The sequence below is a fragment of the Rhizobium sp. NFR07 genome, from assembly GCF_900111905.1.
Classification (GTDB): Bacteria; Pseudomonadota; Alphaproteobacteria; order Rhizobiales; family Rhizobiaceae; genus Neorhizobium.
On record NZ_FOKM01000008.1, the window covers coordinates 220,852 to 239,397 of the forward strand.

Below are 18,546 nucleotides of genomic sequence, written 5' to 3' on the forward strand. Positions count from 1 at the left end.
CAAGACGAACATTCAGAGGAAAACGAAATGCTTGAGATCAAGAACCTGCACGCCCGCATCGCCGAAGACGGCACCGAGATCATTCGCGGCCTGAACCTGACCGTGAAGCCGGGCGAGATCGCAGCCATCATGGGCCCGAACGGCTCCGGCAAGTCGACGCTGTCCTACATCCTGTCTGGCCGCGAGGACTATGAAGTCACCGAGGGTGACATCACCTATAACGGCGAGAGTATTCTTGAGCTCGATCCGGCCGAACGCGCCTCCAAGGGCATCTTCCTCGCCTTCCAGTACCCGGTCGAAATCCCGGGCGTCGCCACCATGCAGTTCCTCAAGGTCGCCATGGACCAACAGCGCAAGGCGCGCGGCGAGGAAGAACTGACGACGCCGGACTTCATGCGCCGCGTCAAGGAAGCTGCCGACGGCTTGAAAATCGACCAGGCCATGCTGCGCCGTCCGCTCAATGTCGGCTTCTCCGGCGGTGAGAAGAAGCGCGCCGAAATCCTGCAGATGGCGCTGCTCGAGCCTACGCTCTGCGTTCTCGACGAGACCGATTCCGGCCTCGACATCGACGCCCTGAAGATCGTTGCAGATGGCGTCAACGCGCTGCGCTCGCCGGATCGCGCCGTGATTGTCATCACCCACTACCAGCGCCTGCTCGACTACATCGTGCCGGATACCGTCCATGTTCTCTACAAGGGCCAGATCATCCGTTCGGGTGACAAGGAACTGGCCCAGGAACTGGAAGCCAACGGCTATGCCGACGTGATCGGGACTGCGGCCTGAGACCGGGAAGGATTTTGGCATGAACATCCAAGCAAACCAGCCCGCCAGCAGGCTCACGGCCGCTGAAACGGCGCTCGTCGAGGCTTTCGCCGCCCAGATCGGCGAACTGCCCGGCGACGGCGCCGTCACCGGCACCCGCGATAGACTGCTCGACGACCTGAAAAAGGCCGGCCTTCCGACCCGTCGGATCGAATCCTGGCACTATACGGACCTGAAGAACCTGTTCCGCTCCGTACCGGAGCGCGTTACCGGCGGCGCCGGCGACTCCGTCGATGCACTGGTCAAGGGATCCAAGGTTCTTGCTGTCCTGCAGGGTGAAGCCGATGCGAGCGCATCGATCGACGACGTCACCGTCACTGCATATCGCGATCAGCTCGCCGACGGCTCTGCTGTCAAGGGCCTCACCGCACTCGACAAGGACGACGCGATCGGCCGCCTCAACGGCAGTTTCGTCCGCGACGGTCTGGCGCTGGCGGTTGCGGCCAATGCCGAGATCGAAGCACCGATCGAACTGCAGGCGCTGCATGGCGCCGGCCAGATCCACACGCGCTTCCCGGTCTCTTTCGGTGCCGGTTCCAAGGCGACGATCGTTGAGCGTCACCTGGCGGTGACCGAGGATGCCGCACTTGTCTCGTCCGTCAGCGATATCGCGCTCGAAGACGGTGCGGACATCACCTGGATCATCCTGCAGCAGCAGGGCCCGATGGACACGCATCTCGGCCAGATCCGTGTCACGCTCGGTGCCGAGTCAAAGCTTCGTCTTTATGTCGTCAATGCCGGCGGCAAGCTGGTGCGTCAGGAGCTTCGCATCGAGGTTCAGGGCGAGGGCGCCGAACTGACGCTGCGCGGCGTCAACCTGCTCGGCGGCGACAGCCATACGGACGTGACGCTGGTACTCGGCCACAACGTGCCGCACACCAATTCGACGGAAACCTTCCGCAACGTCGTGTTCGACAAGGCAAGCGGCGTGTTCCAGGGCATGATCAAGGTCGCGCCGGACGCCCAGAAGACCGACGCGAAGATGGCGTGCAACACGCTGCTCATGTCCGACGACGCCGATTTCTCGGTCAAGCCGGAACTGGAAATCTTCGCCGACGACGTCATCTGCGGCCATGGCGCCACCGTGGCCGATACCGACCGCAACCATCTCTTCTACCTGATGGCCCGCGGCGTGCCGGAGAACAAGGCGCGCGCCATGCTGGTCAACGCCTTCGTCGCCGAGATCGTCGAGGAACTGGAAGAGGAAAATCTGGTCGAGGCGCTGGAAGACGTGATCTCGACCTGGCTCGAAAAGCACGCCTGATGTGAGTGACGGAGGGGCGTAAACTCCTCCGTCATGCTCGTCCTGGGGCTTGACCCGAGGATCTCCCGAGCATCTACGACCGTCGATCAGGTCGCAACGTGAATAGATCCTCGGCACAAGGCCGAGGATGACGCAGTGGATACTGTGACTGTCTCCGCGTACTGCGATCTTTACGGGCTTCCGCCCAAAGGCGTTAGAAAGAGGGTCTCATATGGACCAGAAGACACCATTAGCCGCCTATGACGTTGACGCCATAAGGCGGGATTTTCCGATCCTGTCGACCATGGTGCACGGCAACAAGCCGCTCGTGTATCTGGACAACGGAGCCTCGGCGCAGAAGCCGCAGGCCGTGATAGACGCGATCAGCCATGCTTATTCCAACGAATACGCCAATGTGCATCGCGGCCTTCACTTCCTCTCCAATGCCGCGACCGACGCCTACGAGGCAGCGCGTGAAAAAGTGCGTCGCTTCCTCAATGCCGGCTCGGTGGACGAGATCGTCTTCACCAGCAATTCCACGGCTGCGATCAACACGGTCGCCTATGGTTATGGCATGCCGCATATCGGCGAGGGCGACGAGATCGTCATCACGATCATGGAGCACCACTCCAACATCGTGCCCTGGCATTTCATCCGCGAGCGCCAGGGCGCCAAGATCACCTGGGTGCCTGTCGATGACAACGGCGCCTTCCATATCGAGGATTTCGTGGGTGCGCTGACGGAGAAGACCAAGATGGTCGCCGTCACCCATATGTCGAATGCGCTCGGCACCGTCGTGCCGGTCAAGGACATCTGCCGCATTGCCCATGAGCGCGGCATTCCCGTCCTCGTCGACGGCAGCCAGAGCGCTGTGCACATGCCGATCGACGTCAGGGATATCGATTGCGACTGGTTCGTCATGACCGGCCACAAGCTCTATGGTCCGTCCGGCATCGGCGTCCTTTACGGCAAGATGGATCGCCTGAAGGAGATGCGTCCCTTCCAGGGCGGCGGCGAGATGATCATCGAGGTGGCCGAGGATATCGTCACCTATAACGACCCGCCGCATCGCTTCGAAGCCGGCACGCCGCCGATCGTTCAGGCAATCGGACTAGGCTACGCACTCGACTATATGGACAAGGTCGGCCGTGCCGCGATCGCCGCCCATGAAGCGGATCTGACCGCCTATGCCACCGAACGTCTTCAGGCGATCAATTCGCTCCGTATCATCGGCAACGCGCCGGGCAAGGGCGCGATCTTCTCCTTCGAACTTGCGGGCATCCACGCCCATGACGTTTCGATGGTCATCGACCGCCGCGGCGTCGCGGTTCGGGCCGGCACCCATTGCGCCATGCCGCTCTTGAAACGCTTTGGCGTCACCTCCACATGCCGGGCATCGTTCGGCATGTATAATACCCGTGCCGAAGTGGACGCTTTGGCTGACGCGCTGGACTATGCGCGCAACTTCTTTGCCTGAGGAATTCCATGGCCATGGACCAAGACATACCGAAGTGGGATGCCCGTGAAGGCATCATCGAATCCAGCATTCCCGCGGAGGAACTGGAACGCCTGTCCGACGATATCATCGCGGCGCTGAAGACCGTCTATGACCCGGAAATCCCGGCTGACATTTTCGAACTCGGCCTGATCTACAGGATCGATATCGAGGACGACCGCATGGTGAAGATCGCCATGACGCTCACCGCCCCGGGCTGCCCGGTGGCCGGCGAAATGCCGGGCTGGGTCGAAAACGCCGTCGGCGCCGTCGAAGGCGTCTCGGGCGTCGAGGTCGAGATGACTTTCGATCCGCCGTGGACGCCCGAGCGCATGTCCGAAGAGGCACAGGTCGCCGTCGGCTGGTATTGATCCGTCAGGACGCCGGTACTAAGTTTGAGTCTAGAAACGCCGGACCTTGAACCCGGTTGTTGAAGGAGAATGGGCCGATGGGCTTTGCAGTGATGACCATGACCGACGCGGCGGCCGCGCGCGTCAACCAGATCGTTTCCAACTCAGGTGCGGACGCCAAGGGCATTCGCGTCGGGATCAAGAAGGGCGGTTGCGCCGGTATGGAATATACGATCGATCTGGTCACCGAAGCGAATGCCAAGGACGACCTGATCGAACATGCGGGCGCTAGGGTCTGGATCGAGCCGTCGGCCGTGCTTTACCTGCTCGGCACGCAGATGGACTTCGAAATCACCAAGATGCGCTCCGGCTTCACCTTCGTGAACCCGAACCAGACGTCGGCCTGCGGCTGCGGTGAATCGGTAGAGCTGAAGCCTGCCGATCTGGCAGCGCTGGCAAAGCAGCGGGAAGCTGAAACGCACGCATAGTCGGCGTTGGTGTTGCGAATTGAAAAGGGCCGCAAGGCCCTTTTTTGTTGCGATCACTCGTGCCGCAGCGCTTCGATCGGATTGAGCTGCGCGGCGCGCCTTGCCGGAAAATAGCCGAAGATCATCCCGATTGCCGCCGAGAAGATGAAGGCGAGCACGATGATCGTCGGGCTGACCACGAACGGCACCTGCAGGTAGCTGACCACCGCCAGCGCAAGGCTGAGGCCGGCGATGATGCCGGTCACGCCGCCGAAGATCGACAGCATCACGGCTTCCACCAGGAACTGCGTCAGCACCTGCGTCTCGAGCGCCCCGATCGCAAGCCTTATGCCGATTTCGCGCGTACGCTCGGTCACCGAGACCAGCATGATGTTCATGATGCCGATACCGCCGACCAGCAGGCTGACGGCCGCGACGGCGCCAAGCAGGCCGGTGAGCAGCACCGTGGTGCCGGTCATGGCCGCGGCGATCTGCGACATGTCGTTGACGGAGAAATCGTCGTCCCGGCCGATCCCGATGCGGCGACGCTCCCTTAGCAGGCTTTCCACATCTGACTGCACCTTCGCCGTGGAGACGCCGTCCTGAGCCGACAGCACGATGCTGCTGATCGTCGTCGTCCCGCCGATCCGCCGCTGGTGGAGTTTCAGCGGCATGATCACGCTGTCGTCCTGGTCGTCGCCCATGCCGGACTGTCCCTTGGCGGCCAGAACCCCGACGATCGGGCAGGCGACATTGCTGACGCGGATGGTCTGCCCGACGGGGTCGGCGGCACCGAACAATTCCCGACGTACCGTCTCGCCGATGATGCAGGCCGCCTGACTGCCGCGATCCTCGCTGGGCAGGAATTCGCGGCCGAGCGCCAGATCCCAGTCCTGGGCGATCAGATAGTCGTTCGTGGTGCCGATTGCGCTGGTCGAACGGTTGGCGCCGCCGGCAATGACAGTGGCCGTCCCGCGGTTGATCGGAGCGACGGCTCTCAGGCCGCTGACCTGCTCCTGAATAGCCGCGATATCCCCATCGGTAAAACGCTTGGCTTCCGTGCTGGCGCGGCCGGGTCCCCACTGGCCCGGACGCACGAACAGCGTGTTGGTACCCAGCCGCGTGAGCTCATCGCGCACCTTCGCGGTCGTGCCGTTGCCGACGGTCACCATGGCGATCACGGCTGCGACGCCGATGACGACGCCGAGCACGGTCAGGATGGAGCGCAGCATGTTACGGCTGATGGCGCGCCAGGCGAGCTTGGTCGTCTCAAACAGCATGGCTTGCCTCCTCGGCGCGCATCTCGTCGGTCACCAGATGGCCATCGACGAAGCGCAGAAGCCGCTTGGCATAGGCGGCAATGTCTTCCTCGTGGGTGACCATGATAACCGTGATCCCGTTCTCGCGATTGAGCCGCGTGATGAGCTCCATGATCTCGACGCTCGTCTTGGTGTCGAGGTTGCCGGTCGGCTCATCGGCGAGCAGGACGGCCGGATCGGTAACGATGGCGCGGGCGATCGCGACGCGCTGCTGCTGGCCGCCGGAAAGCTCCTGAGTCGTATGGCCCTCGCGTCCCTTCAGACCGACCTGCTCGAGTGCCGCCATCGCCCTGCGGCGTCGTTCGGCGTGGTCCATGCCGCGATAGACGAGCGGCAGTTCGACATTTTCCACCGCCGAGGTGCGTGCAAGCAGGTTGAAGCCCTGGAAGACGAAACCCAGCATATGGCGGCGCAGCAGCGTCAGTTGTTCGCGGCTGAAACCGCTGGTTGGAATGCCCTGGAACAGGTATTCGCCGGATGACGGCACGTCGAGCCCGCCGATAATGTTCATCGCCGTCGACTTGCCCGAGCCGGAAGGCCCCATGATCGAGACGAATTCACCCGGAGAGATCGACAGGTTGATGCGATCGAGCGCCCGGATCGTCGCCTCACCACGCCCATAGACCTTGCAGATATCCTTGAAGGTGATCAGCGGAGAAACCGTCATGGCGATCTCCTTACTGATTGCGCGCTGTCGCATCGGTGATCAGCTGGTCGCCTTCCTTGATCTCGCCGGATTTCAGCACGGTGAACTGGCCGTCGGTCGGGCCGGTCTCGACCTGCACGCGCTGCGGCGCGCCGCCGCGCAGCACCCAGACGGCACGGGTGGTGGTGGCCGAGGCTTCTCCCCGTTCGCCGCGGCTACCGCGCGGTCGTGGTGGCGCAAAAAGGCGGGTGAGGAAGCTGCCGCGCGCCTGGGGCGATGCCGCCGGCGAATAGCGGAGCGCTGCGTTAGGGATGAGCATCGCGTCCGCAACCGACTCGACCGTGACATCGGCAGTAGCCGTCATTCCCGGCCGCAGCAGCAGATCCTGGTTGTCGACCGTCAGGATCGCTTTGTAGGTGACCACGTTGGATACCGTTTCCGATGCGAACCGGACCGCCTGGATTGTCGCCGGAAAACTGCGATCCGGATAGGCGTCGACCGAGAATTTCGCCACCTGGCCTTCACGCACCTGGCCGACATCAGCCTCGTCGACGGAGACCTGCAGTTCCATCCGCTTCAGGTCGCCGGCAATGGTGAAGAGCACCGGCGCATTGAGCGAGGATGCGACCGTCGCTCCGGGATCGACATCACGGGTGAGAACGATACCGTCGATCGGCGAGACGACCGTCAGCTTCGAGAGGTTGACTTCCGCGAGCCGCAGGGCGGCCTCGGCGGACAGCACGGCCGCCTCGTTGATCTCCGTCGTCGCAAGGGCGGAATCATAGCTGTATTTGGCGGCGTCGAGTTCCTGCTGGCTGGAAATGCGGTTGTTGACGAGGTTCGTCAGCCGATCGAGCGAGATTTTCGCCGATGCCGCTTCCGCCTGCGCCTTGAGTACATTGGCCTTGGCCGACGCGAGCTGCGCCCGCGCGCTCTGGACGTCGGCTTCCTGCTTGTTCGTATCGAGCTCCAGCAACACGTCGCCGGCCTTGACCGGGCTGTTGTAGGTCACATTCACTTTGCGCACGGTTCCCGACTGTTCGCTCGATATATCGACCTGGTCTGTCGGCTGAACCGATCCCGTTGCGGTCACGATGACGGAGAGATTGCCCTTCCTGGCGTCCTGGGTCGAATAGTCGAACGGCTGCTGTCCGGACTGCCCCTGGAAGTAGAGACCGAGGCCGCCTGCGACGATGACGGCGAGGCCGATCGCAAACCACCTGCCACGGCCGCGTTTGCGGCGGCCACCGGAGCCGGCCAGGATGGCGCCGAGATCGGGCGTCCTCGTGTCGCCGTTCTTGCTGGGGTCTTGCTGGACGTTCAAAATCTTGGCCTCGTTAAATCGATCTGACGAAAGATTCCGGCGACTCGCAAGCTACCGTATCGATTTGACGGCGAAGCAAGGGAGCCATGCTTTCATCGGCCTGAATGCCATGAAACGCACGGTAGAAAAACTTAAATACCTGTAAGGTGTTGGCCGCCCGCACCACGCGCAACCGTCCCGTGGTTACTGGAAACACCATCGCGGTGTCGAAAAGATGATTTGCCGCACCTCGGGCATGCATCGAACTGGCGCGCCAAGCGTTCTGCCTCCGCAACAGAGGAGATCTGCCATGATCGATGTAGCGAGAATCAAGGAACATGCCGAAGTCATTGGTGCCGATGGCGTTTACGTGGGCACCGTGGACCGGGTCGAAGGCAGCCGGATCAAGCTGACGAAGAAGGATAGCGGTGAGGGCAGCCACGAAGGGCACCATCACTTCATTCCGCTCGAACTGGTCGCGGATATCGAAGGCGGCAAGGTGAGATTGTCCGCAGACGGCGACGTTACCGTATCCTTCGAGGAAGAGCAGGGCGGCAAGCCCGTACACTGAAAATGCGGCCCGGCATTCGAGGGAATGCCGGGCCGTCTGACTGCAATGCTCACTGCTGGCTGCTCGGCACACCGAAGCGCGCGGGCAGGAAAGCTGTTTCAGTCTCGTCGCCACTCAACCGGTCGGTTTTCCCTTGAGGAAAATATCCGAAAGGTGTCACCGCAAATGTGACGGCAAGGCCGCCGACGACGGCCAAGACAAGAGCGATCAGCACGTTACCGCGTCTCATCACAATTCTCCTTTTTCAAAGACGTCTTGGGCATGTTTTGAGTTTTGCACCGGGATTGCCGGCATCGACCACTCAGCTCTTGGCAGAGAGCTCTGTCGGGGATGCCATCAACTCCGATCCGCCAATAGACTGGTCCATATATTTGAAAGCCAGAATACTCAGCACCGAAGCGATAAGAACGACGAAAATGATCCGCATGGACAACTCCTTAGGCGGAGATAACAGCCACGGCCTAATACTTGTTCCGGCAAGGCTCGCGCATTGCTGATCACGAATATTGTACGAAGTTATTGGAGTGGAATTTGAGATGGTGAGAGCGCAGGGGTTCGAACCCTGGACCTACTGATTAAAAGTCAGTTGCTCTACCGGCTGAGCTACGCTCTCCCGCGAATGCACCGAAGCGCCTCTCGAAAGTGCGCGGAACATATGCAGGTCACCCCCTGCGGTCAACCCGGAAAAACACCAAAAACAGCACTGTTGGCGGTTTTCCAGCAATGGTTATAAGACGTCGTTCGAAAAGGTGATTGGCCTTGGGGGCGGATAGGCGCTACCAGCGCGGCCAAGCTGCAGATCGGGGTCGTTCCGTGTCCATTGCCGAAATATCCGTTTTCACCGCCCTGATCGCGGGCGCGCTCTCCTTCCTGTCCCCTTGCGTCCTGCCGCTGGTGCCGCCTTATCTCTGTTACATGGCGGGTATTTCCGTCGACCAGTTCCGCGGAGAAGCTCCTGCGCAGGCGTCTCCAGCACGGGCGGCGGTGCTGCGCTCGGCCTTCTTCTTCACGCTCGGCTTTGCCACCGTCTTCGTCATGCTCGGGGCAGGGGCGTCCACGGTGGGCGTCCTGCTGCGCCAGCATCTCGACATCCTGTCCAAGATTGGCGGCCTGATCATCATCGTGATGGGATTGAATTTCCTCGGCGTCCTGAGAATCGGATTCCTGTCTCGCGAGGCGCGCTTCCAGTCCTCCGGACAGCCGGCGACCCTGTCCGGCGCCTATCTCATGGGGCTCGCCTTCGCCTTCGGATGGACGCCCTGCATCGGGCCGGTGCTTGGCGCCATCCTAGGGGTGGCCGCATCACGCGACACGGTTGGGGAAGGCGCGACACTGCTTGCCATCTATTCGCTGGGGCTTGCCGTTCCGTTCTGGATCGCGGCCGGATTTTCCGGCGTCTTCATGCGCTTCCTGACGCGCTTCCGCCGTCACCTCGGCACCGTGGAGAAGATCATGGGTGTCTTCCTGATCCTGACGGGCCTCGCCTTCATCTTCGGCATCGTCACCGATGCCGCTATCTGGTTCCAGCAGACCTTCCCGATCCTGATGCAGATCGGCTGATTACTTAGCCGCCAAGCCCCGGAATCCGCCCACCGGGCTTCAGCCTACCGGCTCTTAATGCCGAACCTGCTTCCCGAGACCTTTGACGAAATTCTTCAGCCCGCGTCCCGGCTCGACACCTTCCTGCATCAGCGCATTGCGAAGAGGCGGGATGGCGTTAAGGACATGCATGCCGGCCGCGCGCACCATCTGAACCGGCAGGAAGTCCGTCAGCAGTGAGCGATTGAGCAGGTCGACGCTGACGGTGCGGCTCATCACGTCCGGCTTGCGGCGACGATTGTAGCGATCACCGGCATCGGCTGCGATCGGCCGGTCACGGACGGCGGATAGCAGTTCGGCGAGCGTCATGCTGTCGCGCAACGAAAGATTGAGGCCCTGCGCGCCGATCGGCGGGAAGGCGTGCGCCGCCTCGCCGATGAATGCCGCCCGCCCGCTGCCGAAGCGCTCGGCCATCATGCTGGAAAGCGGCCAGGCCCGCGCCTTGCCTTCCACCGTCACCTTGCCGAGGATCGACTGCATGCGGGTTTCCACTGCTGTCGAAAGCTCTTCCGTTGACAATGAGACGAGCCGTGCAGCTTCTTCCGGACGGACGACCCAGACGAGGCTCGAGCGAAGGCCGGGCAGGGGCACCTGGGTGAACGGACCGCTCTCGGTGTGGAATTCAGTCGAGACATTGCCGTGCGGCAGCGCATGGCTGAAATTGAGAACCACGGCCGACTGTTCGTAGGACCATTTGCGCGCGCTGACGCCGGCAGCTTCGCGCGTGATCGAGTTGCGCCCATCGGCGCCGATCACGAAATCGACCTCGATGACGTCGCCCTCGGCAATCGAGATCGTCGCCTTGTCGGTCTGCACGGCGACGCTTTCGGCATTCTGTTCGATCCGAGTCACGTTCGGTTCTGCGGCAAGCGCCTTGTTCAGAGCCTCGGACAGCGCCGTGTTCGGCATGTTGTAGCCGAAGGCTGTCAGTCCGATATCCGTGGCGCGGAACTGCGCCGGCGGGGCGCGCAGGAGGCGGGTCGTGCCGTCGAGGATCTGCATGACGGAGAGCGCTGCCGTCGAAGGCGCGATCGCATCCCACACGCCGAGGCGCTCAAGGTAACGGACGGACTGGTCCATCAGTGCCGTCGTACGGGTGTCTTCATGCGGCGGCTTTGCGGCGATCAGGCAGACCTTGCGTCCGGTACGGCCCAATGCGAGCGCTGCCACCAGTCCTGCCAGCCCGCCTCCGACGATTGCGATCTCGTAATGTTGCATGTCCGCTTCCCGTTCACTGTCTGGCCGATCACTTTCTGGGGCCTATGTAGAGCGTCGCGCGCTTCTGATCCATGGGGCATCGGCGCGCAGCTATGACGGCTGTAGTGTAAAACCTGTGGCCATTTCCGGGCGCGGTTGCAATATCGGCGGTTTGGCCGCATATCCGGAATGCAGAGAAAAGCGGGACCAGGGCGTGTTCAGACGAATTTTCAATTACCGTAAAGTCCCCTATGCGGAAATCCGCGCATTCTGCGTGCACCTGCTGACGGCCTCCGGCTCCTTCCTGGCCTTCCTCGGCGTGGTCGCCGCGGCGGAGCATCGCTTCGTCGACATGTTCTGGTGGCTTGGCCTTGCGCTACTGGTCGATGGTATCGACGGTCCCATTGCCCGCAAGGTGCATGTGAAGGAAGTGCTGCCCAACTGGTCGGGCGACACGCTCGATAACATCATCGACTACGTCACCTATGTCCTGCTGCCCGCTTTTGCTCTCTACCAGAGCGGCATGATCGGCGAGCCATGGTCCTTCGTTGCGGCCGGCATGATCGTCGTCTCGAGCGCCATCTATTATGCCGATACGGGCATGAAGACCGACGAGTATTTCTTCTCCGGTTTTCCGGTCGTCTGGAACATGGTGGTCTTCACGCTCTTCGTCATCGATGCAACGGCGACGACCGCGATGATCGTTGTCACAGTGTCTGTGGTTCTCACCTTCCTGCCGATCAGTTTCCTCCATCCGGTCCGCGTCAAACGGCTGCGGCCGCTCAATCTCGGCATCTGCCTGCTCTGGTGCGCGCTCGGTGGTTACTCGCTGTTGATGCATTTCCAGTCGCCGGATTGGGTCGTCTGGGGCGTCGTCATCAGCGGCATTTATCTCTATTGCATCGGTGGTGTGTTGCAGCTCTTTCCAAATCTTGGAAAATGACGCGAAGCCTGTCGCAAACCTCTCTTTGATGTTGTGGAAGTCTGCAAAAACGGTATCAATATCAATCGGCTGCAATAATCGGCATGCGTGTGCCTTTGCAATTCTGAAGCAATACAAAATTGTACTTCCGCGACGGACCGGAAGTGCATTTAAAAAGGGGGATCCGTGACTGTATCCGAGGGCCCGGAAGCGAAGCCGCTTCTATCCATTCGGGGGCTGACCAAATTCTTCGGCAGCTTCGCCGCCTGCGATTCCATCGATCTCGATATCGGTCACGGGGAAATCCACGCGCTTCTCGGTGAAAACGGCGCGGGCAAGTCGACCCTCGTCAAGATGCTCTTCGGGGTGCTCGAACCGAGTGCCGGAAGTATTTCCTGGGACGGCGCGCCGGTGACGATCGCGTCGCCCGGCGAAGCCCGACAGCGCGGCATCGGCATGGTCTTCCAGCATTTTTCCCTGTTCGAAGCCCTGACGGTCGCCGAAAACATCGCGCTTTCCCTCGATGCCCGCATACCGCTTGCTAAGATCGCCGAGGAAACCGCCACCGTCTCAAAGGCCTATGGCCTGCCGCTCGATCCGTCCGCCCATGTGGCCGACCTTTCCGTCGGCGAACGCCAGCGCATAGAGATCGTCCGCGCGCTTCTGCAGAACCCCAAGCTGATCATTCTCGACGAGCCCACCTCGGTTCTGACGCCCCAGGAGGCCGAGCGCCTGTTCGAGACGCTGATGCGCCTCAAGGCCGAAGGCCGTTCGGTCCTCTATATCAGCCATCGCCTCGAGGAAGTGCGCCGCATCTGCGACCGCGCGACCGTCTTGCGCCACGGCAAGGTCACCGGTGCCTGCGATCCCAAGCGCGAGACACCGGCCTCTCTGGCGCGCATGATGGTCGGGACCGAAGTTGCCGAGGTCAAGCGCGAAGGCCTGGCCGATACCGGCGAGGTCCTGGTCGAGATGAAGGACGTGTCGGTTGCGCCACGCACGCCGTTCTCCGTTTCGCTCAAGGACGTCTCCCTGAAAGTCCGCGCCGGCGAAGTGCTGGCGATCGCAGGCGTCGCCGGCAATGGCCAGTCGGAGCTGTTCGATGCGCTGTCCGGCGAGTACCCGATCGCCGACGAGGGGCGGATTCGCCTGCGCGGCCGCGCCGTCGGTCGGCTTGGCATTAACGGCCGGCGTCTTGTCGGCGCCGGTTTCGTGCCGGAAGAGCGTCACGGACATGCAGCGGTGCCAGGGCTGCCGCTTTCCGACAATTTGCTCCTCGCCCGCAGCCGGTCCGACAAGAAGGCTTTCCTGTCCGGCGGCTTCCTGTCGGTTCTCCGCCGGGATGCGATCCAGTCCGCCGCGCGGCGCATCTGTTCGGTCATGGACGTGCGCAAGAGCGGCGAAGATCCGGCTGCCGGCTCGCTGTCCGGCGGCAATCTGCAGAAATTCATCGTCGGCCGCGAGCTGGATCGCCAGCCTTCGGTTCTCGTCATCAACCAGCCGACCTGGGGCGTCGATGCCGGCGCCGCGAGCCGCATCCGCCAGGCGCTGATCGATCTCGCCAAGGCCGGATCTGCCGTCATCGTCATCAGCCAGGATCTCGACGAGATCTTCGAGATCGCGACGACGATCGCGGTCATATCGGATGGCAAGCTATCTGCCCCTTATCCGGCAGGCGATCTTTCGATGGAACAGATCGGCTTGCTGATGGGCGGCATTCACGAGAGCCATTTCGGTGGGGAGGCGCGCTATGCGTCTTGAACTCCAGAAGCGCGCCCAGGTCTCCACCCTGTTCTCGATCCTGTCGCCTTTGCTGGCGCTGGCGCTGACGCTGGTGGTCGGCGGCATCATGTTCTGGGCGCTCGGCAAGAGCCCGACCGGCGCCCTCTACACCTTCTTCGTCGAACCGCTTCTGGACGTGTGGTCGCTGCACGAACTGGTCATCAAGGCGGCACCGCTGATCCTGATCGCGGTCGGCCTCGCCATCTGTTACCGCTCGAACAACTGGAATATCGGCGCCGAAGGCCAGTTCACCATCGGCGCGATCACCGGCTCTATCCTGCCCGTCCTCTATCCCGAATGGCATTCGCCGATGATCCTGCCGCTGATGCTCGTCATGGGCATGATCGGCGGCGCGCTTTACGCCGGCATCCCCGCCTTCCTAAAAATCCGCTGCAACACCAACGAGATCCTGACCAGCCTAATGCTGGTCTATATCGCCCAGCTGTTCCTCGATTGGCTGGTACGCGGTCCGTGGCGCGATCCCCAGGGCTACAATTTTCCACAGACCAAGAGTTTCCAGGTGGAGGCGGTTCTGCCGGAAGTCCTGGATTCCGGCCGCGCGCATATGGGCATCGTCTTCACGCTTCTCGCCGCGGTCCTGCTCTGGTTCATGATGCGCTTCATGCTCAAGGGGTTCCAGGTGTCCGTGCTCGGTCAGTCGGCGCGGGCAGGGCGGTTTGCCGGGTTCTCGGCGAAGAACATGGTCTGGTTCTCGATGCTGCTCTCCGGCGCGCTTGCCGGGCTTGCAGGAATCTCCGAAGTATCCGGCTCGATCGGCCATCTGCAGCCGACGATTTCCCCTGGCTACGGCTTCACCGCGATCATCGTCGCCTTCCTCGGGCGCCTCAATCCGCTCGGCATCGTCGCCTCCGGCTTTGTGCTGGCGCTGACCTATCTGGGTGGCGAGGCCGCACAGCTGTCGATCGGCATTTCCGACAAGGTCAGCCGTGTCTTCCAGGGCCTGATCCTGTTCTTCGTTCTCTCCTGCGACACGCTGATCCACTACAGGATCCGGCTGATCTTCAATCCGTCGGCGGCAACCGCGGAGGCGAAAAACTGATGTTCGAAGCCATCCTCCTGACAGTCATCACTGCATCGACGCCGCTTGTGATCGCTGCCCTCGGCGAACTCGTGGCCGAGCGCTCCGGCGTCCTCAATCTCGGCGTCGAAGGCATGATGATCATGGGCGCGGTGTCGGCCTTTGCCGCGGCGCAGCTGACCGGCAGTCCCTATCTCGGCATTCTCGCGGGCATTGCCGGCGGCGCGCTCTTCTCGCTGCTGTTCGGCTTCCTGACGCTGACGCTTGTCGCCAATCAGGTTGCGACCGGTCTCGCCCTGACGATCCTCGGCCTCGGCCTTTCCGGCCAGCTAGGCGAGAGCTTCGTCGGCATGCCCGGAATCAAGCTGCAGCCGATCGTGATCCCGCTCCTGTCCGACATTCCGTTCTTCGGCCTTGTCCTGTTCGCCCAAGACTTGATCTTCTATCTGTCGGTCGCCCTGGTCATCGGCATCAGCTGGTTCCTGTTCAAAAGCCGGGCAGGACTGAAGCTCCGTGCCATCGGCGACAATCACGGCTCCGCCCATGCGCTCGGCATCAATGTCGTGCGCGTCCGCTATCTCGCGGTCCTGTTCGGCGGTGCCTGCGCGGGCCTGGCCGGTGCTCAGCTTTCGCTCGTCTACACGCCGCAATGGGTGGAGAATATGTCGGCCGGCCGCGGCTGGATCGCGCTGGCGCTCGTCGTTTTCGCCTCCTGGCGCCCCTGGCGGCTCCTGGCCGGCGGTTATCTCTTCGGCGCCGTCACCATCGGCCAGCTGCATGCGCAGGCCTTCGGCATCGGCGTGCCTTCCCAGCTCCTGTCTGCGCTGCCCTACGCGGCCACTATTGTCGTGCTGATTATCATTTCGCATAATCGACGCATGACGCTCATCAATACGCCGGCATCCCTCGGAAAACCGTTTGTCCCCGATCGGTGACCGCGTTAACGTCAATGTCATACTCCATCAGAGGTTGGAAAATGAAGAAACTGATTATTGCTCTCACTGCCACGGCTGCCGTGCTTGGCGGTTTTGCGAGCGGTGCGTCGGCCCAGGAAAAGAAGAAGGTCTGCTTCATCTATGTCGGCTCCAAGACCGACGGTGGCTGGACCCAGGCGCACGATATCGGCCGCCAGGCGCTGCAGAAGGCGCTGGATGACAAGATCGAGACCCCGTTCCTCGAAAGCGTTCCGGAAGGCCCGGATGCCGAGCGCGCCATCGAGCGCATGGCTCGCTCCGGCTGCGCCATGATCTACACCACCTCGTTCGGTTTCATGGACGCGACCGTGAAGGTTGCCGCGAAATTCCCGGACGTGAAGTTCGAGCATGCCACCGGTTTCAAGGCGGCTGAGAACCTCGCCACCTACAATTCGCGCTTCTACGAAGGCCGTTATATCCAGGGCCAGATCGCCGCGAAGATGTCGAAGAAGGGCCTCGCCGGCTACATCGCATCCTTCCCGATCCCGGAAGTGGTCATGGGCATCAATGCCTTCGAACTCGGCGCGAAGTCGATCAACCCCGATTTCAAGCTGAAGGTCGTATGGGCCAACACCTGGTTCGACCCGGGCAAGGAAGCCGACGCCGCCAAGGCGCTGGTTGACCAGGGCGTCGACATCCTGACCCAGCACACTGATACGACGGCTCCGATGCAGGTAGCAGCCGAGCGCGGCATCTTCGCCTTCGGTCAGGCCTCCGACATGATCGCCGCTGGCCCGAAGACCCAGCTGACCGCCATCGTCGACACCTGGGGCGCCTATTACATCAAGCGCACCCAGGCCATGCTCGACGGCACCTGGAAGTCGGAGCAGATCTGGGACGGCCTCAAGGACGGCATCTTGACCATGGCGCCCTACACCAACATGCCGGACGACGTGAAGGCGATGGCGGAGGAGACCGAAGCCAAGATCAAGTCGGGCGAACTGCATCCGTTCACCGGCCCGATCAACAAGCAGGACGGTTCGGCCTGGCTTGCTGCCGGTGAAAAGCCGGAAGACGGCGTTCTGCTCGGCATGAACTTCTACATCGAAGGCGTAGACGACAAGCTGCCGCAGTAAGGTTGAAGGCGCATGGAGCTGGCGATCAGTTCCGTGCGGACGAAACGTTGCGCGTGAAATACGATGGTCGCCGCACTCTCCCTCATCCCTGTGCCTTTCACAGGGATCCAGCCAGCCCAAGTCTTTGGGCTGGAAAGACCTACCTCGACGCGCAGACGCGCGTCGGCTGGATTCCTGTGACAAGCACAGGAATGAGGACGGTGGGTTTCGGCAAATCGCAGATCATTAAAGAAGGGCGTCCACAGACGCCCTTTTTGCTTTTCAGCAATTTGTTTCCTGCCGATACAAGCCGTTTATCGCCCTTCAGGAAACATGCTGATAAAGACCCAAGGATTGCCGAAGGAGATTCTCAGATGAGCCGTTCCTGCCTTGCCGTCATTCTCGCTGCTGGCGACAGCACGCGGATGAAATCCTCCATGTCGAAAGTGCTGCATCCGGTCGCAGGTCGTCCGATGATCGCGCATGTCATGGCGGCGGTCGCATCGGCAGGCATGACGGATGCGGCGCTGGTCGTCGGCCGTGATGCCGAGAAGGTTGCCAATGCAGGCGCGATCGATGGGATCTCGGTGCGCAGCTTCCTGCAGACCGAGCGTCTCGGCACGGGCCACGCGGTTCTCGCTGCCCGCGAGGCCATCGCCGACGGTTTCGACGACGTTCTTGTCGCTTACGGCGACGTACCGCTGATTACGGCCATCCCCTTTGCCGCCGCGCGCCAAAAACTGGCTGAAGGCGCTGATGTCGTCGTCATCGGCTTTCATACCGACAAACCTACGGGTTACGGCCGTCTTCTGGTCGAAAATGGCGAGTTGGTCGCCATCCGCGAGGAGAAGGATGCGACCGATGAAGAGCGCAAGGTCACCTGGTGCAATAGCGGCCTGATGGCGATCAACGGTCGCAAGGCACTGTCGTTGCTCGAAAAGATCGGCAATGCCAATGCCAAGGGCGAATATTATCTGACGGACCTCGTCGAGATCGCCCGCGCGGCCGGCGGCAAGGTCGTGGCCGTCGATGCGCCGGAAGCGGAACTCACCGGCTGCAACAACCGCGCCGAGCTCGCCTATATCGAAAAGCTCTGGCAGGAACGCCGCCGTCACGAACTGATGGTCTCGGGTGTCTCTATGATCGCCCCGGAAACCGTATTCCTCTCCTATGATACGCAGATCGGCCAGGATGCGCTGATCGAGCCGAATGTCGTCTTCGGCCCCGGCGTGACGATCGATGGCGGCGCCGTGATCCATGCCTTTTCCCATATAGAGGGCGCCCATGTCAGCGCCGGCGCGACCGTCGGTCCGTTTGCGCGGCTGCGTCCGGGCGCCGATCTCGCCGCAGGCTCCAAGGTCGGCAATTTCTGCGAGGTGAAGAACGGCAAGGTGGGCGAGGGCGCCAAGGTCAATCACCTGACCTATATCGGCGACGCGGTCATCGGTGCCCATGCCAATATCGGGGCAGGCACGATCACCTGCAATTACGATGGCGTGAACAAGCACGAGACCTGGATCGGCGCCAACTCCTTCGTCGGCTCCAACTCCGCGCTCGTCGCCCCGGTATCGATTGGTGACGGAGCCTATATCGCCTCCGGAAGCGTCATCACCGAGGATGTGCCTGCAGATGCGCTGGCTTTCGGCCGCGCAAGGCAGGAAATCAAGCCTGAGCGCGCAACCGTGATTCGCGAGCGGGCTCTGGCGCTTAAGAAGTCCCGCAGCAAAACCTGACATCGGAAGTCTTCACGGGATTGTGAAGT

The 18,546-nt window shown here is 61.9% G+C and carries 19 protein-coding genes and 1 tRNA gene; 13 read left to right on the top strand and 7 right to left on the bottom strand.

Annotation, left to right across the window (positions count from 1 at the left end):
• Window positions 1-27 precede the first annotated feature (27 nt).
• From sufC to sufA, 5 genes are all read left to right on the top strand, one after another.
• Window positions 28-783, top strand: a complete 756-nt coding sequence (gene sufC, locus BM216_RS18585; RefSeq protein ID WP_093000690.1) for a Fe-S cluster assembly ATPase SufC — start codon at window positions 28-30, stop codon at window positions 781-783.
• Window positions 784-802: 19 nt separating this feature from the next.
• Window positions 803-2,086, top strand: coding sequence for a Fe-S cluster assembly protein SufD (gene sufD, locus BM216_RS18590; protein ID WP_093000691.1), 1,284 nt, complete (start codon window positions 803-805; stop codon window positions 2,084-2,086).
• 211 nt (window positions 2,087-2,297) lie between these two features.
• Window positions 2,298-3,542 carry a cysteine desulfurase gene (locus BM216_RS18595; RefSeq protein ID WP_093000692.1) on the top strand — a complete coding sequence of 415 codons (1,245 nt, stop codon included), beginning with the start codon at window positions 2,298-2,300 and terminating at the stop codon, window positions 3,540-3,542.
• Window positions 3,543-3,550: 8 nt separating this feature from the next.
• Window positions 3,551-3,931 carry an SUF system Fe-S cluster assembly protein gene (locus BM216_RS18600; protein ID WP_093000693.1) on the top strand — a complete coding sequence of 127 codons (381 nt, stop codon included), beginning with the start codon at window positions 3,551-3,553 and terminating at the stop codon, window positions 3,929-3,931.
• Between the two features lie 77 nt (window positions 3,932-4,008).
• The gene (sufA, locus tag BM216_RS18605; RefSeq protein ID WP_093000694.1) at window positions 4,009-4,398 is read left to right on the top strand and encodes a Fe-S cluster assembly scaffold SufA; all 390 of its coding nucleotides are present in this window, start codon (window positions 4,009-4,011) and stop codon (window positions 4,396-4,398) included.
• 53 nt (window positions 4,399-4,451) lie between these two features.
• On the opposite strand, the gene BM216_RS18610 is transcribed toward sufA, so the two are convergent.
• From BM216_RS18610 to BM216_RS18620, 3 genes are read right to left on the bottom strand one after another with little or no spacing between them, the layout of a single operon-like run.
• Complete coding sequence (locus BM216_RS18610; RefSeq protein ID WP_093000695.1) at window positions 4,452-5,657, bottom strand: ABC transporter permease; 1,206 nt, start codon at window positions 5,655-5,657, stop codon at window positions 4,452-4,454.
• Window positions 5,647-6,363, bottom strand: coding sequence for an ABC transporter ATP-binding protein (locus BM216_RS18615; RefSeq protein ID WP_093000696.1), 717 nt, complete (start codon window positions 6,361-6,363; stop codon window positions 5,647-5,649). Before BM216_RS18615 ends, BM216_RS18610 begins: the two co-directional genes overlap by 11 nt.
• Before the next feature lie 10 nt (window positions 6,364-6,373).
• Entirely contained in the window at window positions 6,374-7,666 is a 1,293-nt protein-coding gene (locus tag BM216_RS18620) for an efflux RND transporter periplasmic adaptor subunit (protein WP_244530227.1), read from the bottom strand.
• Window positions 7,667-7,955: 289 nt separating this feature from the next.
• On the opposite strand from BM216_RS18620, the gene BM216_RS18625 reads away from it, so the two are divergent.
• On the top strand, window positions 7,956-8,216 hold the full coding sequence (locus BM216_RS18625; RefSeq protein WP_093000698.1) for a DUF2171 domain-containing protein: 261 nt from the start codon (window positions 7,956-7,958) through the stop codon (window positions 8,214-8,216).
• Window positions 8,217-8,265: 49 nt separating this feature from the next.
• Here BM216_RS18625 and BM216_RS18630 read toward each other — a convergent pair whose 3' ends face one another.
• From BM216_RS18630 to BM216_RS18635, 3 genes are all read right to left on the bottom strand, one after another.
• A complete protein-coding gene (locus BM216_RS18630; RefSeq protein ID WP_093000699.1) occupies window positions 8,266-8,445 on the bottom strand; it encodes a hypothetical protein in 180 nt (59 codons plus the stop codon).
• Between the two features lie 72 nt (window positions 8,446-8,517).
• Window positions 8,518-8,643: a hypothetical protein gene (locus BM216_RS35035; protein WP_280141689.1), complete on the bottom strand. Its 126-nt coding sequence runs from the start codon at window positions 8,641-8,643 to the stop codon at window positions 8,518-8,520.
• 110 nt (window positions 8,644-8,753) lie between these two features.
• A tRNA-Lys gene (locus BM216_RS18635) sits at window positions 8,754-8,829 on the bottom strand.
• A 200-nt stretch (window positions 8,830-9,029) separates the two neighbouring features.
• On the opposite strand from BM216_RS18635, the gene BM216_RS18640 reads away from it, so the two are divergent.
• Window positions 9,030-9,776 (top strand): cytochrome c biogenesis CcdA family protein, encoded by a 747-nt coding sequence (locus tag BM216_RS18640; RefSeq protein WP_093000754.1) that lies wholly within the window; start codon window positions 9,030-9,032, stop codon window positions 9,774-9,776.
• A gap of 54 nt (window positions 9,777-9,830) precedes the next feature.
• Here BM216_RS18640 and BM216_RS18645 read toward each other — a convergent pair whose 3' ends face one another.
• Entirely contained in the window at window positions 9,831-11,033 is a 1,203-nt protein-coding gene (locus BM216_RS18645; RefSeq protein WP_093000700.1) for a UbiH/UbiF family hydroxylase, read from the bottom strand.
• 193 nt (window positions 11,034-11,226) lie between these two features.
• Between BM216_RS18645 and pcsA the strand changes: the two genes are divergently transcribed.
• The 6 genes from pcsA (at window position 11,227) to glmU (ending at window position 18,517) form a co-directional block, all read left to right on the top strand.
• Window positions 11,227-11,955 carry a phosphatidylcholine synthase gene (gene pcsA, locus BM216_RS18650; RefSeq protein ID WP_093000755.1) on the top strand — a complete coding sequence of 243 codons (729 nt, stop codon included), beginning with the start codon at window positions 11,227-11,229 and terminating at the stop codon, window positions 11,953-11,955.
• Between the two features lie 165 nt (window positions 11,956-12,120).
• Window positions 12,121-13,695 carry an ABC transporter ATP-binding protein gene (locus BM216_RS18655; RefSeq protein WP_093000701.1) on the top strand — a complete coding sequence of 525 codons (1,575 nt, stop codon included), beginning with the start codon at window positions 12,121-12,123 and terminating at the stop codon, window positions 13,693-13,695.
• The gene (locus BM216_RS18660; protein WP_093000702.1) at window positions 13,685-14,776 is read left to right on the top strand and encodes an ABC transporter permease; all 1,092 of its coding nucleotides are present in this window, start codon (window positions 13,685-13,687) and stop codon (window positions 14,774-14,776) included. The genes BM216_RS18655 and BM216_RS18660 overlap by 11 nt, the downstream gene beginning before the upstream one ends.
• A complete protein-coding gene (locus tag BM216_RS18665) occupies window positions 14,776-15,690 on the top strand; it encodes an ABC transporter permease (protein WP_093000703.1) in 915 nt (304 codons plus the stop codon). The genes BM216_RS18660 and BM216_RS18665 overlap by 1 nt, the downstream gene beginning before the upstream one ends.
• A 41-nt stretch (window positions 15,691-15,731) precedes the next feature.
• The gene (locus tag BM216_RS18670) at window positions 15,732-16,805 is read left to right on the top strand and encodes a BMP family ABC transporter substrate-binding protein (RefSeq protein WP_093000704.1); all 1,074 of its coding nucleotides are present in this window, start codon (window positions 15,732-15,734) and stop codon (window positions 16,803-16,805) included.
• 353 nt (window positions 16,806-17,158) lie between these two features.
• Window positions 17,159-18,517, top strand: a complete 1,359-nt coding sequence (glmU, locus tag BM216_RS18675; protein ID WP_093000705.1) for a bifunctional UDP-N-acetylglucosamine diphosphorylase/glucosamine-1-phosphate N-acetyltransferase GlmU — start codon at window positions 17,159-17,161, stop codon at window positions 18,515-18,517.
• Window positions 18,518-18,546 lie beyond the last annotated feature (29 nt).